Annotated in this window: 17 protein-coding genes; 8 read left to right on the top strand and 9 right to left on the bottom strand. The window is 71.7% G+C overall.

Annotation, left to right across the window (positions count from 1 at the left end; all coding sequences use genetic code 11):
- Positions 1–131: 131 nt before the first annotated feature.
- From ACIPXC_RS15090 to ACIPXC_RS15065, 6 genes are all read right to left on the bottom strand, one after another.
- Positions 132–566, bottom strand: coding sequence for an NUDIX domain-containing protein (locus ACIPXC_RS15090; RefSeq protein WP_401617337.1), 435 nt, complete (start codon positions 564–566; stop codon positions 132–134).
- Positions 567–596: 30 nt separating this feature from the next.
- The gene (locus ACIPXC_RS15085; protein WP_401617334.1) at positions 597–707 is read right to left on the bottom strand and encodes an SDR family oxidoreductase; all 111 of its coding nucleotides are present in this window, start codon (positions 705–707) and stop codon (positions 597–599) included.
- Between the two features lie 86 nt (positions 708–793).
- A complete protein-coding gene (locus tag ACIPXC_RS15080) occupies positions 794–1,471 on the bottom strand; it encodes a hypothetical protein (RefSeq protein ID WP_401617331.1) in 678 nt (225 codons plus the stop codon).
- A 1,286-nt stretch (positions 1,472–2,757) separates the two neighbouring features.
- Positions 2,758–3,435, bottom strand: coding sequence for an ATP-binding cassette domain-containing protein (locus tag ACIPXC_RS15075; RefSeq protein WP_401617328.1), 678 nt, complete (start codon positions 3,433–3,435; stop codon positions 2,758–2,760).
- Positions 3,436–3,478: 43 nt separating this feature from the next.
- The gene (locus ACIPXC_RS15070; protein WP_401617325.1) at positions 3,479–5,593 is read right to left on the bottom strand and encodes a bacteriocin-associated integral membrane family protein; all 2,115 of its coding nucleotides are present in this window, start codon (positions 5,591–5,593) and stop codon (positions 3,479–3,481) included.
- 143 nt (positions 5,594–5,736) lie between these two features.
- Positions 5,737–6,033 carry a lactococcin 972 family bacteriocin gene (locus ACIPXC_RS15065; RefSeq protein ID WP_401617322.1) on the bottom strand — a complete coding sequence of 99 codons (297 nt, stop codon included), beginning with the start codon at positions 6,031–6,033 and terminating at the stop codon, positions 5,737–5,739.
- Positions 6,034–6,375: 342 nt separating this feature from the next.
- Here ACIPXC_RS15065 and ACIPXC_RS15060 point away from each other — a divergent pair, with 342 nt between their 5' ends.
- Complete coding sequence (locus ACIPXC_RS15060) at positions 6,376–6,831, top strand: hypothetical protein (protein ID WP_401617320.1); 456 nt, start codon at positions 6,376–6,378, stop codon at positions 6,829–6,831.
- Between the two features lie 376 nt (positions 6,832–7,207).
- On the opposite strand, the gene ACIPXC_RS15055 is transcribed toward ACIPXC_RS15060, so the two are convergent.
- The 3 genes from ACIPXC_RS15055 to ACIPXC_RS15045 form a co-directional block, all read right to left on the bottom strand.
- Positions 7,208–8,953, bottom strand: coding sequence for a hypothetical protein (locus ACIPXC_RS15055; RefSeq protein ID WP_401617317.1), 1,746 nt, complete (start codon positions 8,951–8,953; stop codon positions 7,208–7,210).
- Positions 8,950–9,678: a hypothetical protein gene (locus tag ACIPXC_RS15050; protein WP_401617314.1), complete on the bottom strand. Its 729-nt coding sequence runs from the start codon at positions 9,676–9,678 to the stop codon at positions 8,950–8,952. The genes ACIPXC_RS15055 and ACIPXC_RS15050 overlap by 4 nt, the downstream gene beginning before the upstream one ends.
- 260 nt (positions 9,679–9,938) lie before the next feature.
- Positions 9,939–10,415: a cupin domain-containing protein gene (locus ACIPXC_RS15045; RefSeq protein ID WP_401617311.1), complete on the bottom strand. Its 477-nt coding sequence runs from the start codon at positions 10,413–10,415 to the stop codon at positions 9,939–9,941.
- Between the two features lie 496 nt (positions 10,416–10,911).
- On the opposite strand from ACIPXC_RS15045, the gene sigJ reads away from it, so the two are divergent.
- The 7 genes from sigJ (at position 10,912) to ACIPXC_RS15010 (ending at position 20,402) form a co-directional block, all read left to right on the top strand.
- Positions 10,912–11,856, top strand: a complete 945-nt coding sequence (sigJ, locus tag ACIPXC_RS15040; RefSeq protein WP_401617308.1) for an RNA polymerase sigma factor SigJ — start codon at positions 10,912–10,914, stop codon at positions 11,854–11,856.
- 112 nt (positions 11,857–11,968) lie between these two features.
- Complete coding sequence (locus ACIPXC_RS15035) at positions 11,969–13,192, top strand: NAD(P)/FAD-dependent oxidoreductase (RefSeq protein WP_401617305.1); 1,224 nt, start codon at positions 11,969–11,971, stop codon at positions 13,190–13,192.
- Positions 13,193–13,473: 281 nt separating this feature from the next.
- Positions 13,474–14,220 (top strand): VOC family protein, encoded by a 747-nt coding sequence (locus ACIPXC_RS15030; protein ID WP_392577671.1) that lies wholly within the window; start codon positions 13,474–13,476, stop codon positions 14,218–14,220.
- 431 nt (positions 14,221–14,651) lie between these two features.
- The gene (locus tag ACIPXC_RS15025) at positions 14,652–16,055 is read left to right on the top strand and encodes a sensor histidine kinase (protein ID WP_401617609.1); all 1,404 of its coding nucleotides are present in this window, start codon (positions 14,652–14,654) and stop codon (positions 16,053–16,055) included.
- On the top strand, positions 16,052–16,729 hold the full coding sequence (locus ACIPXC_RS15020) for a response regulator (RefSeq protein WP_401617302.1): 678 nt from the start codon (positions 16,052–16,054) through the stop codon (positions 16,727–16,729). Before ACIPXC_RS15025 ends, ACIPXC_RS15020 begins: the two co-directional genes overlap by 4 nt.
- 233 nt (positions 16,730–16,962) lie before the next feature.
- Positions 16,963–17,739 carry an ABC transporter ATP-binding protein gene (locus ACIPXC_RS15015; RefSeq protein WP_401617299.1) on the top strand — a complete coding sequence of 259 codons (777 nt, stop codon included), beginning with the start codon at positions 16,963–16,965 and terminating at the stop codon, positions 17,737–17,739.
- Positions 17,740–17,837: 98 nt separating this feature from the next.
- Positions 17,838–20,402 (top strand): ABC transporter permease, encoded by a 2,565-nt coding sequence (locus tag ACIPXC_RS15010; protein ID WP_401617297.1) that lies wholly within the window; start codon positions 17,838–17,840, stop codon positions 20,400–20,402.
- Positions 20,403–20,452 lie beyond the last annotated feature (50 nt).

Below are 20,452 nucleotides of genomic sequence, written 5' to 3'. Positions count from 1 at the left end.
GCCGAAGTCCGAACCCCCGGCGGGGGCGCTCCCCGAAGCGGACGGCAGCCCGAAGGGCCGCCACCATCACCGGCGGCGGCCATGTTCCTCCGGGAGCACAGCAGGTGTTCCTCGAAAGCACGCCCGGTCGTTCAGTGACCGAGCAGGGCGAACGTACCGGCGCTGATGGCGCCCCTGAGGACCTGGGCGATCTCCTCGGGCTTGAGGTCGATGCCGTCGAGCCCTTCCGCGGTCAGCGGGATCTCCTCCAGCGCGTACTGGCCGCGTCCCTCGACACTGAACTCGGGACCCGTGCGGTCCTCGAAGGACCAGGTCTCGATGCGGGCGAGATAGAAGAGCTGACGCTCCTCGTCGGACTCCATCGTGTGGAGGAGCCGGACGATGTCCGCCTTCCCCGCGATCTCCTCGTGGATCTCCCGGTGGAGGGCGGCCTCCCGGGACTCGTCGCCGGGCTCGACGCCGCCGCCGGGGAGCACCCAGTACTCGGGGATGTCGGGCTTGGTGCGGCGGATGACCAGCATCGTGGCGTCAGCTGTGACGAGTACGGCGCGGACTCGTTCCTTCATTTCGGTCTGTCTCCTTGCTTGTTGTCGTTCTCAGTGCAGCAGCCGGCCGCCGTCGACGTGGACGGATTGCCCAGTGATGAACGACGCGGAGGGGCCCACGAGAAACGCCACCAGGACCGCGACGTCTTCGGGGCGCCACAAGCGGCCCGGCGACCCAGCGCGTCACATGCGCCACCCGGCCCGGCTCCCCACCCGACCGCCATCAGGTCACCGTCTCGACGGTGAGCTCATCGGTCCTGGAGTGCCGGAGCGGCATGTCGGCCCCGGCCCCGAAGCTCACGTCGGCGCACGAACCACCAGACCGCGGGCAGCGGAACGAGCCAGGCGACCATCTGAAGCGGGACGCCGGTGAGGTCCCCGACGACCATGGCAGGCACAGCGCACACCATCGCGCCGAACGCCGCCTTGCCATGGACCACGAGGAGCCGGGGCAGCCCTCGTTCCCCGTAGCGGCGCGCCCTGGTGAACACCCGCCCTCCGGCATAGGCGGTGAACACGCCGGCCGGCAGCAGGGCCGTACCCACCGCGGTCGCGAGCTGCGGCTCACCCACCGGGGTGTCGGCCGTCTCCTGGAGCCGGCCGTCCTTGGCCACCGCGACCACGTAGTCCTGCCACAGCGTGACGGTCACGACATCACCCGGCCGCAGGTCCTTCAGCAGCGGGCCTGGCGCGCCCATGTCGACGTCGCCCGCGACCTCGCGCGGGCCCCTGAGGCGTACCGAGAACTCTGCGTACTTGACCTCGTCCTTGATCACCGTGCTCACGACTGTCGCCGTCACCTCACGGAGACAGTCGTCGGCCGCGCCCGCGGCGGCGGGACACGGAGACGCAGCGGCATGGGCCCGTTCGTCGTCGATCAGCTCCGGCACCACGCCCAGGAGAACCGCCCCCGACAGCAGGGTCATCGCGAGACCCAGAAGAGCCGCGCACGCACCCCATACGCGATGCCAGACCGTACGCCGACGTACGGAACCCTCAGCCGTCGGCCGAGCGGGACGCGGTGAACCGTCAGACATGCGACCTCCGCACCCGAACCGCTCGTGCCGACAGCAGTGCCCCGCCCAGGCCACACACCGCCCAGCACCCCGCGAGCACCCACCACGCCTCACGCCACGTGCCGCTTCGGCGACCCGTCATCGTCCCGGCCCCCCTCCGTCGTCCCTTCGAGCGTGCCGGAAACCGGCAACCGTCTGTCACCACGCCGTCCTGCTCCATGGGGAAGGCGCCAGAAGACGACAAGGTAGAGCATCGGGCCGGCGGCACGGCAGAAGCCGACCACCCAGGGCTCCGGCAGCCCCGTCAAGCCGTACACACCACTGCTCCCCATGCCGATCCCCAGAAGCACAAGGCCCGCCACCCAGCAGCGCACCGCCCACCGCGGGCCACGAGCCATCCACGCGGGAGCCCGATCGAGGTGACGCCGCCACTCTCAGGCGGTCCACGCCACCAGCGGCCCGAAGAGCAACAGAGCGACATCGCCGAACGCGTCCCACAGCCAGTCCATGACTCCCCTCCCTGGTTACGCCCGGCTCCGAACCTCATGCCACGAGGGAGCGCCTTGTCGCCTTGCCCAGCTCTCAGGAAGGGGCCCGACGCCTCCAGAAGCGAAGCCGCAGCCGGTATGGGTGCCGCGCGAGTCGGCGAAGGAGAAAACAAGACCTCCTTGCTCGTCCGCGACCTCGCCTCGGCGCAGGACCGAGCATGCCACCCCACACCGGGGAACACACTGCCGGGTTCCGGCAGCATCGGCGCACGTAGACAGACGGCTCGGCCCCTGATGCGGCCCTCCGCAGCCTGGGTGGGGTCGCCGTGCCACAACGTGCCAGTAGGAACGGTGAACAGCGGTCACCAGAGGCTTCGGCGAGTCGACCCCCGCGAGGCCGCCCATGACCGTTCTCGCAGGTCAGACAGTGCGCGCCCGCCTGAGTCCCGGGTGATTCCCCAGCTTGTGGCGCGGGTTCGATTCCCGTCATCTGCTCCACGACAAAGCCCCAGGTCAGCGACCTGGGGCTTGTTTGTTGTCCAGATCTCTCAGAGTCCGCGTGCAATAAGCGCCCTTGAAGGACGGGACGCACGTGCAGCCAGGGAGCAGTTCCTGGATTCCGGTGATCCCGTGGAGCTGACCGGAGACCGCCTCACGAGGGCGGCCCTCGACTTCCATCAGGCTTCGGCAATCACAACGAGTACGAGATCACCTCCGGGCTGACCTCGGTGGGAAGGCCATCACCGGGGCAGGCTCGTTGACAGCGAAAACGGTGTCGCAGCGGTCACGCACATAGTCGTTGTGGGTGGCGATGACGACGGCGCATCCGGCGTGGCTCATCTCGCGGAGGATGTCGACGACCATGGTGGTGTTGGCGTGGTCGAGGGCGCCGGTCGGCTCGTCGGCGAGTACGAGTGCCGGCTGCTTGACCATGAGTCGGGCAAGGGCCACCCGCTGCTGTTCTCCGCCGCTGAGGTAGTGGATCTTCTCCTTCTCGCGCCCGGCGAGGCCGACGCGGTCAAGGGCCTCGGCGATGGTGAAGCAAGGGGTGTGCTTCAGGGACCGCCGGGGTTTGATGGCAGCCTCCAGGTTGGCCGCGACGGTGGCGTTCTCGATCAGGGCGTAGTTCTGGAAGAGGTAGCCGAGTACCTCGCGGCGGAACCGCCGGATCCCGCGCCGGTCGAATCGGGTGATGTCCTTGCCCTGGTGTCGGATCGCGCCCGCGCTGGGTGTTTCCAGGAGACCGAGGCAGTTGAGGAGGGTGGATTTACCCGAGCCGCTGGGGCCGACCAGGGCGAGCATCTCTCCGCCGTTGATGGTCAAGGTGACGTCGGACCACAGGGTCCGGGGTCCGAAGGATTTCGACAGCTTCTCAATATCGATCACGGCGCTGCTCCTCCTGAGTGAAGGGGGGTGGGTGTGGGTGGCTTCATCCTTCGGTCGCCCCTTCCTTGACGATTCGGCGGTGGAAGACCATCAGCGCCAGGAGCACGGCACCGGCCTCGAAGGCGACCAGCCCTGCGGTGAGGCCCAGGTCCAGCGCGGTGATCTGCGCGGGTTCGCTGGGGGCGGGAATGCCCAGGGCCGTGTACTCCTTCAGCTCCTGGTTCTGCTGCCACACGTCGAACGGGACCCAGCCGGCCAGGAGAACGGCGAGGACGCCCTCAACAGCCAGCACGGAGCGGTGACTGGCCGCAAACCTCCAGCCGCTGATGTGCTTGACGAAGATGGCCTGGGCGTTCTTGCGGGAGTAGACGATGCAAACGCCGATGCCGGTGATGACGAGCACGGCCACGGCCACGGCCAGGTTGAACAGATGGAGCCGGAAGTCGTTCAGCGCGTCCCTCATTTGCAGGGCCGCGTTCTGCCCGACCGGACGGATGGCTATGACTTCGTCCTGCAGCTTGTTCGCTTCGATGCCCGCCTGGATGTGGGAGGGGGCGGGGAAGACCACACCTCCCTGGGTGGCGAACGAGGTGTAGGCATTGTCGGTGAGGAACCGCGACCCGTTGGGGACCACGACGAGAACCGGGTCGCTGACCAGCGAGCGATCTTCCTTGATGTTGCGGGCGGCGGTGTGCGCCTGGTCGCCAGAGCTGTAGCCGAAGACTCGTTGGCCGCTCTTGGCGGTAAGCGTCTGCACCTGGTCCGGCCGGATGCGTTCCGGTTGCGCTGGGCTCAGGGTTCCGGGGATCTCCGCGGCGATGGCCGATGCGTGCCGTCCGAGGGACTCGGGCACGAGCACGCGCACGGCGTGGGCGTCGGGGCCCTTGCCGTCCTGTGGTGCGGGGGTATAGCGCCGCCCCGCGGGATCGAAGAAGGGCTGCTGGGCGAGGAAGGTCTCGTTGACGATGAGCATCTCGCCCTGGGGCAGGCCGGAACGTGGCGCTATGTCACGGAGTTCCCGGCGCCCGGCGACGATGAGCTTGCCGGCCGCGTCGGATTGGCGCAGCCATCGCCCGACACGCTCTTCCATCACCTTCGTGTCGTCTTCGCCCAGGCTGCCGTTGAGACGGATCGCGGATGTCTCGCCCACCTTGGCGTAGACGTCCCTGCTCTCCTGGCGGGAAAGGATGTCCTGGCCGGCCGCGACGACAGAGGTGGCGATGCTGAGGGCGAGCAGCAGGGCGGGGACGCGTACGAGGTACGCGGAGACGGACGCCGCTCTGGCGGGCAGTTCGCCCTTGAGGGCGGGCAGGACGTCGGTCTTGAAGGTCAGGGCGAGCACTGCTGCGTGGGTGGCCAGCATCAGAAGGACGAGAAGGCCGGCGATGGCTGCGGTCACCGAAGCGAAGAGGCCGATCCAGGCGAGACCGTTGTACAGGCCGAGGAGGGCCAGGACCCCAGCGGCAACGGCGCCGGCCGCGATCGCGCCGAACGCAGCCAGCTGCCGCAGGTCACGGAGCAGGATCTCGGCGAAGGACCTTCCCTGCAGGCGCAGCACCCCGTACGTCTTCGCGTTGAGCAGGACGCTCGCGCCGGTCATCGTCACAGCGGCGAGAGCGACCACGCCGAGCGCCAGGGCGAGAGTGCCGTCCGCGTAGTAGGGAGCCAGTTCCGCGGGGGAGAGCGGGTGCTGCACGCTCGCCTGCAGGCCCAGACGGGCAAACTCGGCCACCAGGGCATCGGCGGCCTCCGGCGGCCCGAACACGTAGTAGAAGCCCCGCGGGTCCCGCTGTCCGATCTCGGCGAGCGGATGCACCTCGGTGCGGTAGTCCCGGCCGAACGCCGGATAGCCCTCGTCCAGCCATGACGCCGCATCGGAGTCCGGGATGCCTGAAGCAAGGTAGAGGTGTCGGCGGCCGTCGGGGTCCTTCAGGTCGGGCACCTCGCGGGCGACCGAGACCTTGTGGTCGGCGGCGAACGATGCCAGATCCCCTGCGACCTGCGACCCGCTCGTCGAGTCGTCGGAGTCAAGCACCCAGACCACAGCCGAGTGACCGAGCACCCAGTCCTCGTCCAGCCCCCGCACGAACAGAAACGACACCACCGCGGAGAACGCGAGCACGGCGGCGTAGATGAATTTGATCCCTCGGTGCAGCATCGACTACCTAGGTTGGAGCGCTTGGGGGCATGACATGGGGCTGAGCAGATCGCCGAAGAGCCCAGCCGTGTGGGGGACCTGTTTCCGGCCCCCCCCACACGGTCAGGGATGGCTACGCGAAGCCCGAACAACCGCGAAGGTTCTCAGCTGCAGTTGGAACGGTAGTACGACTGGTTACCCCAGGCCGCCTCCGGCGCCGACGCGTAGGACGTCCTGTCCTTCTCGACGTTGCCGCTCTGGGCGAGGTATTTGCCCTTCGCCGAGGAGCCGTGGCAACGGTCCGGGTGGTAGTAGTTCGAGTACACGAAGTCGCTGCTGGTGACGCCGAAGTACCACTTGCCGCCACTGACATCCGACTCGCCGGCCAGCGCCGGGGCAGCGACGGCCACCACGAGTGCACCAGCTGCGACAGCACCCTTGAGCATGCGACTGACCTGCATGTTTATCTCCATTTTCTTGATCAATCCTGGGAACGAGGCCCAATCATGTGGAGCGCCTGATCATTTGGCCAACTCGACTCCTGGCATGGCCAAAACCCGCCCTCGACGCACCCACCATGCCGAACGCCCGCACAATCCACGGCCGCAAGGACCCACGGGGCAGCTTCAGTTCAGGATCCCTCCTAGCAACTGGCTGAAAAATGCCCACTACTGACAGACCCTCCGTGTTGCACCCGCACCGCACAAGAGAGTCACATCACACGCGGAACCCACTCTCACCTGCCAGTTCACCCGAGTCCTCTCCCCTGGATCCGGTAGACGAGGGCTCCGCACCACAGCGTCATGCCACCACAGGTGCGGCTCATTACAGACCCAGACCAGCTCACCCCCCGGCGACCCCTGCGCACGACCACCACGACCACATCCGACGGGAAGGACACCACTTACCTGGTGGGCAGGACATACCGCGTGGTGGAGAGCCGCGACCCGTTGGGTGCGGCGGCGAGATCCACGTACGACGCCCGTGGCCGGCTGACGGCCCTCACCGATGCGCTGGTCCGCACCACCGCCTTCGGCCGCGACGACGAAGGGAGACTGCTCTCCGTCGTCCGCCCCGACGGGCGGGAACTCCGGAGCGACTGCAGAGTGGACGTACGACGCGGCCGGCCGGCGGACCGGCTTGACCTCCTCCGGACGTCGGGTCACGTAGCGGCGGTACGCAGCGGTCAACACAGGTCTTCCGGCGTCATCGAAATCGAGGCCGCACGTAGACGTTTCCGCAGGTCATCGACACATTAGGGCTCCAAGTGCCGACTGATTCCCAAGCTTGGCGCGGGTTCGATTCCCGTCATCCACTCCACGACAAAGCCCCAGGTCAGCGACCTGGGGCTTGTTTGCACCCGAGCCCCGCAGGCGGCCCTGACCGACAGGCAGAAGCTCGTACTGGACCGGGCGAAGAAGGCCGCCTGTCTCCGTGGCATCGACGACGTCCCGGATCTCCCGCCCGGCTGCCGCATCGCGCCGCTTCGGTCGGCGGTACCGTCGGCGGTACCGAATGGGCTGTGCGTCTGCTGTTTCGATCACGGCCGGGGCCGGATCCACTACACGTTCACCCGCCGCACCGCCGACCCGCAGATCGTCTTCGCGTACCTCGGCAGCGCCGGCCGGTTGTCCCCTACCCGCTCGGCGTAGGAGTCGCAGACGACGACGGGGACGGCGACGGCGAAGGGCAGGTGGTACCGCCGAGGGACTGCGGGATGTACGCGCCGCCCTTGCAGGGGGCGACCTGGTAGATGAACAGGGATCCTTGGGTGCCCATCATGTACACGCGGCCGCCGTAGCCGATGTTGATCAGGCTTCCCGAGGTCGTCGCGGGGGTGGCGTCGCCCTGTGCGAGGGTCTTGCCGGTGGCTTCGTCCAGCCACATGAGGGTCTCCTGGTAGTTGGAGTCCTCGGCGAAGGCTTTCGCGGGCGTGTTGTCCAGGACGTTCTGGGTGAGGAGCACCCGCTTGTCGGCCGGGCCGATCGTGACGAAGTAGTCGCCCATGATGATGTCCTCGCGCTGCCACTTGACCTTCATCTCACCGGTGGTCTGGTCGATGTGGACGGCCCAGATGCCGGGGACGAGCCAGTCCTGCATGAAGATCAGGCTGTTCTCGGGGTCGGTGGAGAAGGAGGCCAGGGTGTTGCTCGTACTCGCGCCGCGGACCGGCAGTTTCTCTCCCCACGGGCACAGTCGGCTGGAGTCGTTCGGGTCGTCCTGGCTGACCGCGAAGGCGCAGATGGGGACGGTCTTCGACGGGTTGGCGTTGGCGTTGGCGATGATCCATTTGCCGACCACCGCGGGCGCGGCTCCCGGGCCCTGCCCTTCGAGCAGGTACTTGGGCGCCCAGGACGTGTCCTCGGTGAGCTTTCCGGCCTCCGGGTCCCACTGGACGCGCGTGAGGGTCTCGGTACCGGAGAGGTAGGCGTAGATCTTGCCCTTGTAGGACGTCACGATCGTGCGGGCCACGATGGCCTGGCTCAGCTTGATCTCGTCGACGACCGCGAGCGAGACCGGGTCGAGAGCCGCGAAGGTCGTCTTCGGGTTGGCGTCAGGGGCCCCGGGGCACGCGCCCAGCGCGAAGTTGCCGTAGATCCTGCAGCCCGGTACGCGGTTCTGGGTCTTCATCAGGATGTGGCCCGCCGCGTCGGGCGCGATGTGGAACCCGTCGAAGTTGGCGTCCGTCTGCGGCCCGTCGAGGATCGGTACCTCCTTGTGGGCGAGGATCGCTCCCGAGACGGGGTCGAGGCGGTAGACGTGCGGGCCGAAGGCGGCGTAGACGCCCTCCTTGCCCACGGCCATGCTCGGTGCCGGGTTCCACTGGCCGCTGGTGTTGATGTTCAGCAGCGGCTGGCGCCAGATCTCCCGGCCGGTCGAGGGGTTGAACTTCGACACGTACGGGCCGGGTGAGTAGACCTCCAGCCCGCTGCTCCCCGCGATCAGGTAGGCGTCGTCGGGTCCGCCGAAGGTGACGAAGACGATGCCGCCGGGGTAGTTGGTCTCGGACTTGTACCTGAAGACCTGGTTGGGGCCGTTGGAGTCGCCGGTCCAGGTGGCGCAGGGGTAGACGCCGCTGTGGATGGAGTCGGTGTGCTCCGGGGCTCCGATCATCGGCGGGTAGTTCACCATGTTGTTGGCCGGGTCGGCCGCGTACTTCTTCATGCACGCGACCTCTGTGGGGATCGCGTTCAGGTCGCCCACGAGCGGCCCGGTGTTGGCGAGGGGGCTCTCGGCGAAGCTGCTGAGGCTGTTCTTGACCTGCGGGGTCGCCCCCTTCAGCAGCGGCAGGACGATGAGCACGGCGAGTACGACGAGGGCCGCGGCCACTTCGAGGACGGGCTTGAGGACGCGCCAGGCGCGGTGCCAGAACTTCTTCACTTGCCCGCCTCCTTGGTCGCGGACTCCTGCGGGCCCGGCTCCGCCCGGCGGGCCGCCTTGATCTCCCGGTACTCCTGGAGGGTCAGGACCGAGCTCGCCAGCAGCAGCCAGACCACGAACGCGGCCCACCAGGCCCGCAGGCCGAGCGCCCCGGTGGCGGGGTTGAGGATGCCGCTCACCCAGAACGGGCTGATGAACGCCAGCACCGACAGCACCGCGGCGAGCAGCGCGAGCCATCCGAGCCAGCGCCCGGTCACCCCGGTGTGCAGGATGACCTTGCCCACGGCGAAGAAGAACAGCGACAGCACACCGCCGCCGAGCGCGAACAGCACCGTCGAAACGGTGAAGAACGCCGGCACCGTGGCCGCCTGCGCCGGGCTCGTCGTGAGCAGGACCGCGTACGTCAGTGCCAGGCTCACCAGCATCAGCGCCGAGGCGACGCCCGCGCCGACCAGCGCGACCGTCGTACCCCGCGCCGGCCCGCCCTCGGCTTCCCTCAGGACCCGCCACAGCGGTCCGAGGAACCACAGGAACAGCGCGATCCCCAAGCTGGTGAACAGCATCTGAAACCGGACCGAGTTCACGTTCTGGGAGTAGAAGTCGTTGACCGTCTGCGCGTTCCCGACCGCCGGATACGGCGTGCCCCCGGCCGGGCCGGTCGTCATGAACATGATGAACGCGAGCACGAACATGAGGGCCGCGAGCAGCCCACTCGCCGCACCCATCTGCTCCCCACCACGGCGATCACCCTTCGGACCGCTCCTTCCAGCGCGTCGGCCGCAGCCCTGCCATCGGCGACTCGTACCGATGCCCGTCGCAGGCAACGGCGGGCATGAGCGGCACGGATCCAGCCGCCGATGTCCAGACGCCAGAGAGGGCTGCGCACCGATGCGCGTTTATTACGCCTTTCAGGGCGAAATACGCGGTAGCGGTGACGGAAGCGGACGGCTGCTCCCGAACCGACGTCGCGGTGAGCCCTCGCTGGTCAGGCGTGCTCGTCCGACGGGCGACGGGCGGGCTGGACCGACCAGCTCGGCGGCTGGTCGCCGCCCGAGTCCTCGTCGCGCTCCGCGTCGGCGGCCGTCTCGTGGATCTTGCCCGACGCGTGGTGGACCGGCGCGTACACGGCGTAGAGCTGCAGGGGCTCGTCACCGATGTTGGTGACGTTGTGCCAGGTGCCGGCGGGTACGAAGATCGCCCAGCCGTCCTCGACCTCCTGGTCGAAGTCGAGCCGGTCCTGCGCGCTGCCCATCTGGACCCGGCCCCGGCCCGCGTCGAGTCGTAGGAACTGGTCGGTCTCCGGGTGCGCCTCCAAGCCGATGTCCTCACCCACCGGGATCGACATGAGGGTCAGCTGGAGGTACTTCCCGGACCAGGCGACCGCGCGGTGGTTCGCGTTCTCCAGCGTCGCCTTCTCGAGGTCGAAGCTCTGGGGTTCCGGCCCGATGTCCTTGATGGTCATACTTCTCTCCCGGTCAACGAAGGTGGTACGCGGTACACAGTCGCGGTCTTGCGTCAGCCCGCGTCAACGATCCCAGAGCTCCGGGGCGTAGTGCGCCACCGCGCGCTGGAGTTCGGCGATGAAGATCGCCCCGTCGAACGGGCGCCCGATCTCGGCGAGCCGGGAGCCGTGGGAACGCGCCTGTAGGTTCGAGACGGTGATGCCCTGACTCGCCGTCTCTTGCGGGGCCTACCGGGCGAAGAACACCGGAAGCGTGGCGCCGCCGCGCTTGAGCACGGCCAGGAAGCGCCGATGGCGTCCCACGGGGACGTGGCAGAGCCGAGGCAGGGCTGAGGTGCGGAGGCCGGCCCGTCCGTATCGACCCGGTGGAGCTGTGCGAAGGGCTCGGCGCGGGCCGCACGCTCGTCCTGGGGGTCCTCCCTCCACATCGCCGACTCCCCCGTACCCCCGGTCCGGGCCCGGCCCGATCGGCGGGACGCCCTCTAGGATCGCGGGTATGGCGCTGATCGTGAGTGACGTGGACCGGTTCGAGGCCGCCAGGCCCCGGCTGGAGGCCATCGCCTACCGGCTGCTCGGCTCGGCGAGCGAGGCGGAGGACGCCGTGCAGGAGACGTACCTGCGCTGGCAGGCGGCCGACGTCGGGCGGATCGAGGTGCCCGAGGCCTGGTTGACGAAGGTCCTCACCAACTACTGCCTCAACCAGCTGACATCGGCCCGCGCCCGGCGCGAGACGTACGTGGGACGCTGGCTCCCCGAGCCGCTGCTCGGCGGGGACCCGATGCTCGGTCCGGCCGACACCGCCGAGCAGCGCGAGTCGGTGTCGTACGCCGTCCTCGTCCTGCTGGAGCGGCTGTCGCCCAACGAGCGGGCGGTGTACGTGCTGCGGGAGGCCTTCGACTACCCGCACCGGGAGATCGCCGAGATCCTGGACATCACCGAGGCAGCCAGCCAGCAGATCCACCACCGGGCCAAGAAGCACGTCGCGGACGGCAGGGCCCGCACCGAGATCGACGAGGCCGCCGCGCTGCGCGTCGTCGAGGAGTTCCTGGCCGCGGCGACCAGCGGCCGCACCGAACCGCTCATACGCCTGCTCACCCAGGACGCCGTCGCGACCGGCGACGGCGGCGGCAAGGTCCCGGCCCGCGCGAAGGCGTTCGAGGGCGCGCTCGCGGTCGCCACCTTCCTGCGCGGGGTGTTCAAGACCAGCCCGGCCAAGCGGGCTCTCGTCGGCGGAGCACCCGAGATCTACGCCACGACCGCCAACGGCGGGCCCGCCGTCCTCGCCGTCGTGGACGGCCGGGTCGTCGGCATCACCTGCCTGGAGGTCACCCCGGACGGCATCGTGGCGATCCGCAGCCAGGTCAACCCCGACAAGCTCGTCCGCGCGACCGAGCGGTGGGCCTCCACGGACCACGGGGAGGGCCCGCTCCACACCCTCTGAGAAGGTGTGGCGCAGGTCACACCTGGATCCTGTCAGGAAACACGGGGCTGTCCGGTTCAAGGGGCGACACCACGCCGGACACCGGCGGACCCGCCCAGACAGGAGCACGGACATGCAGCACCGCATCGTCGTCCTCGGAGCCGGCTACACCGGTGCCATCGCCGCCGGCCGTCTCGCCAAGCGGCTGCACCAGGAGGACGTCACCATCACCCTCGTCAACCCGGAGCCCGACTTCGTCGAGCGCGTCCGGCTGCACCAGGTCGCGGCCGGCCAGGACCTCAAGCCCCGGCCGTTCGCCGAGATGTTCGCGGGCACGGGCGTGCAGCTGAAGCTCGCGAAGGTCACCGCCGTGGACGTGGACCGCAAGGCGGTGGCGGTCGCCGCCGCGAACGGCCTCGGCCGGGAGGAGCTGGCGTACGACACCCTGGTCTACGCCCTCGGCAGCGGGTGGCACGACGGGGGCGTCCCCGGTACCGCCGAACACGCCCACGAGGTCTCCAGCCGGCCCGGCGCACTGCGCCTGCGCGACCGCCTGGCCGCCCTGGGCGCCGGCCGGCCCGTGGTCGTGGTCGGCGGCGGACTGACCGGCCTGGAGGCCGCGACCGAGATCGCCGAGGCCCGCCCGGACCTCGACGTCGCCCTGGCCGCACACGGCGCCCTCGGCGACTGGCTCTCGGAGAAGGGCCGCACCCACCTGCGGAAGGTGATGGACGGCCTCGGCATCACGGTCCACGAACACGCCAGGGTCGACGCCGTCGGGGCCGACCGCGTCACGACCGCCGACGGCCGGACCCTCCCCGCCGAGGTCACCGTCTGGACCACCGGATTCGCCGTCCACCCGATCGCCCGGGCCACCGGCCTGGAGCTCGCCGACGGCGACCGGATCGTGGTCGACGGCACGATGCGCTCGGTCTCCCACCCGGACGTGTACGCCGTGGGCGACGCGGCGATGGCGATGGGTCCCGGCGACAAGCCGCTGCGCATGTCCTGCGCCTCGGGCGTCCCCATGGCCTGGCAGGCCGCCGACGCCATAGCCGCCCGTCTCGCCGGCACCGAGGTCCCCCGCGTCTCGATCCGCTACTTCCAGCAGTGCGTCTCCCTCGGCCGCAAGGAGGGCCTGATCCAGTTCGTCACCGCCGACGACCGGGCGGTCGACAAGACCCTGACGGGCCGCACGGCCGCCCGCTACAAGGAACTGATCTGCAAGGGCGCGGCCTGGGGCGTCGCCCACCCGACCGTGGGCATGCCGACCCGGCGCCGCCGCGTCGCCCCGCCGCAGCCCCGGGACCGCGCACGAGCGGACGCTGCGACCGCCGTCACGGCTCGGTCAGCGTAGGTGCGGCTGCGGGCGGCGACCGTCGCGGGCCCGCGGGCCGTGGGCCGTGCGCCGTGCGCCTCACCGGGGTGTGACGGGCCGCGACGGGTTCCGCTGCCCGGGGCCGCGACCGCGTGTCGGCGCGGGCCCGGGCGGTGGCGCCACGAGGATGTGGCCGACGTTTCCCGGGAGCTCCCGCGAGTACCGTGGGAGGGGCATCCGGGCCGCACCGGCGGATGGGGATGACAGGCGTGTCGACATCGAGTCACGAAACGTTCGGCGCACCCTGCTGGGTGAGTCTCATGGCCCGCGACGTCGGTGCCGCGCAGGCCTTCTACAGCGCGGTCCTCGGCTGGCGCTTCGGCAGTGACCGGCTCGGCGGCGGCTTCGCCGTCGGCTTCAGCGACGGGATCCCGGTGGCGGGTCTCGGTGCCGTGCCCGCCGGGGTCACCGTCCCCGTCGCCTGGACCCCGTACTTCGCCGTCGACGACGCGGACGCCACCGCGTCGCGCATCCTGGAGCGCAGCGGGACCGTCGCCGTCGGCCCCCTCGCCTTCGGTACGGGACGGGCGGCGCTCGCCTCCGACCTCGACGGCGCGGTCTTCGGGATCTGGCAGGGCGACGCCATCCCCGACTGGGGTATGGGCGGCGAGGCCGCGCCGGCCTGGCTCGAACTGCGTACCAGGAACGCCTTCGACGCCGCCATCTTCTACGGCGAGGTCCTGGAATGGGCCTGTGCCCAGGCCGGGTGCTGCGAGGTCGCCTACGTGGAGGAGGACAACCGCATCCTGCTCCGCCACGGGGGCCGTACGGTGGCCCGCCTGCACGGCGGCACGCTCGCGCAGGCCCCCGACCCTGACCTGCGGCCGCGCTGGCAGGTCCACTTCCGGGTGCCCGACCTGGAGACCGCGGTGAAGGCCGCGACCGGGCTGGGCGGCAGCACCGTGTCCGTGGCGGACTCCGGGCCCGGCCCCCACGAGATCACCCTGCGGGACCCCGAGGGTGCGCTCTTCGGCATCGTCGGGCCGGACGACTCCCTGCCCTTCTGATCCCGTCCCCCGTCCTCCCTCCTCTGCCCCCGTCCTCTGCCCCGTCCTCTGCCTTCCGGCAGAGACGCATATCGGCCGCACGGTCCATGCCGGTGCGGAATCCGGCATCGATACTGGTCGGCGTGGTACCCATCAGCCCTGCGCCCCGCCCCGCCCGCGTCCGCGCCCGCGTCCGCGTCCGCGCGGTCGCCGAGCCGGCCTACGTCGGCTTGGTCGGCCTCGTCGGCCTGGGCGTCTACGGGGTCGTCGGCCGCCTCGGGTTCCTGCCGTACCCGCTCCTGCAGCTCGTCGTCCTCGCCGCGGGCACCGGGCTGTTCACGCTGCGCCGCCGGTGGCCCCGGGCCGTGCTCCTGACGCTCGCCGCGCTGACCGGCCTCGTACCGGCCGTGGGGCCCGTCACGGCGGCCGCCGCCTACTCCGTGGCCCGCCGGATGGCCCAGCCGCGCCGACGGGCCCGGCTGCTCGCCGCCGCCGGGGTCCTCCTCGTGGCCGGCGCGACGGTGGCAGGCCCTCGGCTGGGCCCCGGGTCGGCGGCGTACGGGCTGGCCCTCGGCCTCGTGCTCGCGCCGACGGCCGTGATCGTCCCCGGTCTGGTCGGCACGGCGCAGGGGCAGCAGGGCCGCCTGCTGCGGGCGCTGCGCGAGCGCGGTGACGCGGCGGAGCGGGCCCGCCGGCTGGCCGACAGCGAGGCCCGGACCCACGAGCGGTCCCGTATCGCCGCCGAGATGCACGATCTGGTGGGCCACCGGCTCAGCCTCGTGTCGCTGCACGCCGGCGGGCTGGAACTGGCCCTGGAACGGGCCGCCCCGGAACTGCGCGAGGAAGCCGTCCTGGTGCGGCGCACCACCGGCGACGCCCTGCGCGAGCTGCGCCAGGCGCTCGGCGTGCTCGGGCCGCTCGCCCGCGACACCGGGCCCGACGCGCTCACCGACGCGACGGGCACCCGCGCCGACATCGAGGCCCTGGTCGCCCAGTCGCGCGAGGGGGGCATCGCGGTACGCCTCGACTGGGCGGGACCGGACCTCGACGCCCGCCCCGCGCCGGTCCGCCGGGCGGTGCACCGCCTCGTACGGGAGGCCCTGACCAACGTGCACCGGTACGCGGCGGACGCGCACGTCACCGTCTCGGTCGTGCACGGCGACGCGCAGGTGCGGGTCACCGTGCGCAACGGGGCGCGGCCCGGACCGCCGGCGCCCGTGGAGGAGGTGGGCACCGGGCGCGGCCTCACCGGACTGCGTGAGCGGGTGGAACTGCTCGGCGGGACGTTCGGGGCGGCCGCGCTGCCGTCCGGCGGGTTCCGGGTGGACGCGGCCTTGCCGGCCGAACCGGCCCGCGACCTCGTCCCCGGCCCCGGCCCCTGCGCCCGCGGTGGCGGCCCCGACGTCCCCCGCCCGCCGTCCGTCCCGGACCCGTCAGTCGTGGGGCCGTCCGTCGTGGGGCCCGACGGGCGGCGGACCGCCGAGGTGCTGACGCTGGGCTTCGGGCTGGCGGCACTGTCCGCGCTCATGGTCGTCGGAACCGCCTTCGTGTACGCAGCCCAGCCGTCCGGCCGTGCGGGCCCGGCTCCGCTGCCGCGCGTCGGCATGACCTACGGGGAGGTGGCGGGACTCGGCGTACAGGACAACGGCGCCGTGCGGGCCGCGGCCACCGGTCACGAACCGCCGCGCCCGGCCGGCACGGCCGGCTGCGTCTACCCGTTCAACGGCGCCACCGAGCGGCGCCCCGGCGGCCTGCTCATCGCCCGCTACTGCTTCGACGCCGCCCAGCGGCTGATCGCCATCGACCGGTTCGACGTCCCGTCGGTCCGGGACACCACCCCCTGGGAGATCCCGTGACCGAGCCCGGCCGTCCCATCCGCGTCCTGCTCGCCGACGACGAGACGATGATCCGGCACGGTGTCCGCCTGATCCTCCGGCACGCGGGCGACATCGACGTCGTCGCCGAGGCCGCCGACGGACGGCAGGCCGTCGAGCTCGCGGCCGTCCACCGGCCCGACGTGGCACTGGTCGACATCCGGATGCCGGTGTGCGACGGCCTGGCCGCGGTCGCACCGCTGCTCGCCCTCGATCCGGCACCGCGCGTGGTGATCCTGACGACGTTCGGCGACGAGGACAACGTCCTGAGGGCGCTGCGGGAGGGCGCCGCGGGCTTCCTCCTGAAGGACGAGGGACCGCAGGAGCTGATCGGCGCGGTGCGGGCGGCGGCCGCCGGCGACTCGGTGCTCTCCCCGGGCGTGACCGGGGCGGTGATCGCCCGGATGCTGCGCGGCGACGACCGGGACGACTCCGGCCGGGCGGCCGCGGACGAGCGGATCGCGCGGCTCACCGTGCGGGAACGCGAAGTCCTGTCGATGCTCGGGGAGGGTCTGTCGAACCAGGACATCGCCGGACGGCTCGGCATCGGGATCGGCACGGTGAAGACCCACGTGGGCGCGATCCTGGAGAAGACCGGCTCGGCCGGCCGGGTGCAGGCGGCCCTTCTCGCCCACCGCACGGGCCTGGCCCCCTGACCGCCCCCTGACACCGGACGCCCGCCCTCTGTCCCACGACGGAGGCGGCGCCGCCGCGGCTGTGCCCGAGGACAGAGGGAACCGGCCCGGCACCCTCCCTCCGACAGAGCTCGACTCCAACCTCCAGCAGGATGTTTACGCAGGTCAGGGCCGTGAGCATGGATGCGTCCCCCGGTCCGTCCGCCCTTTGGGGCGCGGACCGACGCAGCTCGCACCCGAGGCGGAGTCCCCCTATGTCGCAGCTCCCTCCCTGTCCCGAACCGGCCGCCCGCGCCACCGCTCTGACCAAGGTGTACGGGAAGGGGGAGACCCGGGTGACCGCCCTGGACGCGGTGACGGTCGACTTCGCCCGCGGCCGGTTCACCGCCGTCATGGGCCCCTCCGGCTCCGGCAAGTCCACGCTGATGCACTGCCTGGCCGGGCTGGACACGGTGACCTCCGGCTCCGCCCGCATCGGCGGCACCGAACTGTCGTCGCTGACCGAGAAGCAGCTGACCGCCCTGCGCCGGGACAAGGTGGGTTTCGTGTTCCAGGGCTTCAACCTGATGCCCACCCTGACCGCGCTGGAGAACATCACGCTGCCGCTGCGGCTCGCCGGACGCCGGCCCGACGCCGCCTGGCTGGACGCCGTCGTCGCCACCGTCGGGCTGGCCGGCCGGCTGGGTCACCGCCCGGCCGAGCTCTCCGGCGGACAGCAGCAGCGGGTCGCCGTGGCGCGGGCGCTGGTCTCCCGGCCCGAGATCGTCTTCGCCGACGAGCCGACCGGGAACCTCGACTCGCGCTCCGGCGCCGAGATCCTCGGCTTCCTGCGCGACTGCGTACGGGAGTTGGGGCAGTCGGTGGTGATGGTCACCCATGACCCGGCGGCCGCCTCGTACGCGGACCGGGTCCTGTTCCTCGCCGACGGCCACGTCGTCGACGAACTGCACGAGCCGTCCTCCGCGGCCGTGCTCGACCGGATGCCCGGACTCGAGAGCGGGAGCCGCGGCGCGGGCCGCCACACCCGCTGACGGCTCCGCCGCCCCTTCTCCCTCCGCGCCCGCACCCGTAACCCCGCACTCCGCACCCCGCACCCCGCACCCCGCACCCCGCACCCCGAAAGCTCTCCATGCTGCGAACAGCCCTGCGCAACGTCCTCGCACACAAGGCCCGGCTGGCCATGACCCTCCTGGCGGTCTGTCTCGGTGTCGCGTTCGTCTCCGGCACCCTCGTCTTCGCCGACTCCTCCGCCGCCGCCCACCGCGCCGCCGCGTCGAAGAGCTTCGCCGGCATCGCGGTCAGCGTGACCCCGAAGCACTCCCCGGACGCGCCACCCGGCGAGGACCCCGCGGGCGTCCTGGACGACGCGCTCGTACGGAAGCTGGCCGCCGTACCGGGTGTCGCCTCCGTACGGCCCACCGCCGACGGCTCGGCCACCCTGTCCGCCTCGGACGGCACCCCGCTGCGGGCGGGCCGGGCCCGGGCGAACCTCGGCGCGGCCCACGTACCGGACGGGAACGGCGAGGACGGGCGTTATCCCCTGGTCGACGGCCGCGCTCCGCGCAACGGCGACGAGATCGCCGTCGACAGCGGCACCGCCGCCGCCGGCCGCTTCCGCCTCGGCGACCCGGTCGCGCTGGCCACCGACGGGCCGGTCATGACCAAGCGGCTGGTGGGCATCGTCACCACCGAGGACACCCGGGTGACCGCGGGCGGCACCCTCGCCCTGTTCGACAAAGCCACCGCCCAGCAGTTGTTCGCCGCCCCGGGCCGGTACACCGGGATCGACCTGACCGCCGCGCCCGGTACCGGCCAGGCCGAACTCTCCGCCCGGGTCGCCGCCGTGCTCCCCGCCGGCCGGGCCGAGGCCACCACCGGCGCCGCCCAGGCGGCACAGCAGGCCCTCTACGTCGACACCCTGACGCGGGGCCACACCAAGCTGCCGCTGGTCTTCGCCGGGGTCTCGCTGTTCATCGGCTCCTTCCTCGTCGTCAACACCTTCACGATGCTCGTGACCGGGCGCACCCGCGAGATCGCGCTGCTGCGGGCGATCGGCGCCTCCCGCCGCCAGGTCTCCGGCTCCGTACTCGCCGAGGCCGCGCTCCTCGGTCTCGTCGCCTCCGCCGCCGGCTTCCTGCTCGGCCTCGGCATCGCCGCCGTGCTGCCCGGCCTGCTCGGCACCGCGCAGGACGCCCTGCCGGACGGGCCGTTGGTGATCGGCCCGCGGCCCGTCGTGGCCGCGCTCGGCGTCGGCGTGGGCGTCACGGTGCTCGCCGCGTGGCTGCCCTCCCGCAGGGCGGCGAGGGTCGCCCCGGTCGAGGCGATGCGCTCGGTCCAGCAGCCGCCCTCCGCCGCGCGCTCGCGGCTCCGTGCCGCCGCGGGGCTGGTCCTGCTCGTCCTCGGCGTGGGGCTGCTGGTGACGCTGAGCGGGGCGAAGGACGCCTCGGCGCAGAACCTCCAGGACGCGATGCTCGGCTGCGGCGTCCTCCTCGTCGCGCTGATCGTGCTCGCGCCGCTGCTGGCCGCACCGGTGATCCGGCCGGCGGGACGGCTGACCGGCCGCTTCGGAGCCGTCGGCCATCTCGCCCGGGAGAACGCGCTGCGCGACCCGCGGCGCACCGCGGCCACCGCCTCCGCCCTGATGATCAGTACGGCGCTGGTGGCCGGGCTCGCCGTCGTCGGGAACTCCACCGCGCAGGCCCTGGACCGGCAGGCCGCCGCGGGACTCGACGCCGACTACGTGATCGCCACCCGTACCCCCACCACGGGCATCGACCCGGCCGCCGTCGAGCGGGTCGCCGCCACCGCCGGGGTACGGACCGCGGCGGCCGTCGCGGACGTCTCGATGTTCGTCGGCGGCGGGGTGCGGCAGATCGCCGGAGTGGACCCGGCCGCGCTGGGCGCGGTCATGCGGCTCGACTTCGTCGACGGCTCCGCGAAGGATCTGGGGCCGGGCCGCATCGCCGTCTCCTCGGCCCTCGCCCGGGAGCAGGGGATCGGCGCCGGCGACCGGCTCGACGCGCACATCGGACGCGGCCGGGACCCGCGCCCGTACACGGTCGTCGGGGTGTACCGCGACAACCCCGTCGCCGGCGACGTGATCGGCGACCTCGGCGAGGTGCGCAGCGCCGGCTTCCTGCCCGGCTCCGTCCAGCGGATCCTCGTACGCACCGACAGCGGCGGCGCGTCCGACGCCATGGGCGAGCGGCTGCGCACCGCGGTGGGCGGCAACCCGCTGCTGAAGGTCCAGGACCGGGCGGCCCTCGTCCACGAGGCCGCGGGCAGCGTCGGCGAGTTGCTGACCCTGATGTACGGACTCCTCGCGATCGGCGTCGTGATCAGTGCGCTCGGCATCGTGAACACGCTGGCCATGTCGGTCTCGGAACGGACCCGGGAGATCGGTGTGCTGCGCGCCATCGGAATGGACCGGGCCGGGGTCCGGCGGATGATCCGGCTGGAGGCCGTGGTCGTCGCCGCCTTCGGCACCCTGCTGGGGCTGGCGGGCGGGGTGTTCAGCGCCTGGGCGGTCGGCTCGCTGGCGAACGGCGCGATGGCGCAGTACTCGCTGGTGCTCCCGTGGGGGACCCTGCTGCTGGTGTGCCTGCTGTCGCTGGTGATCGGCGCGGCCGCGGCGGTCGTGCCCGCCCGCCGGGCGGCGGCGCTGAGCCCGCTGCGCGCCGTCGCCGAGTCCTGAAACCGGTGGGTGGCCCCGGCAGGTGACGCCGCGTCGGCGGCGTCACCTGG

The sequence above is a fragment of the Streptomyces sp. NPDC090021 genome (assembly GCF_044748225.1).
Classification (GTDB): domain Bacteria; phylum Actinomycetota; class Actinomycetes; order Streptomycetales; family Streptomycetaceae; genus Streptomyces.
This window is presented reverse-complemented; position numbering and strand designations above follow the sequence as displayed.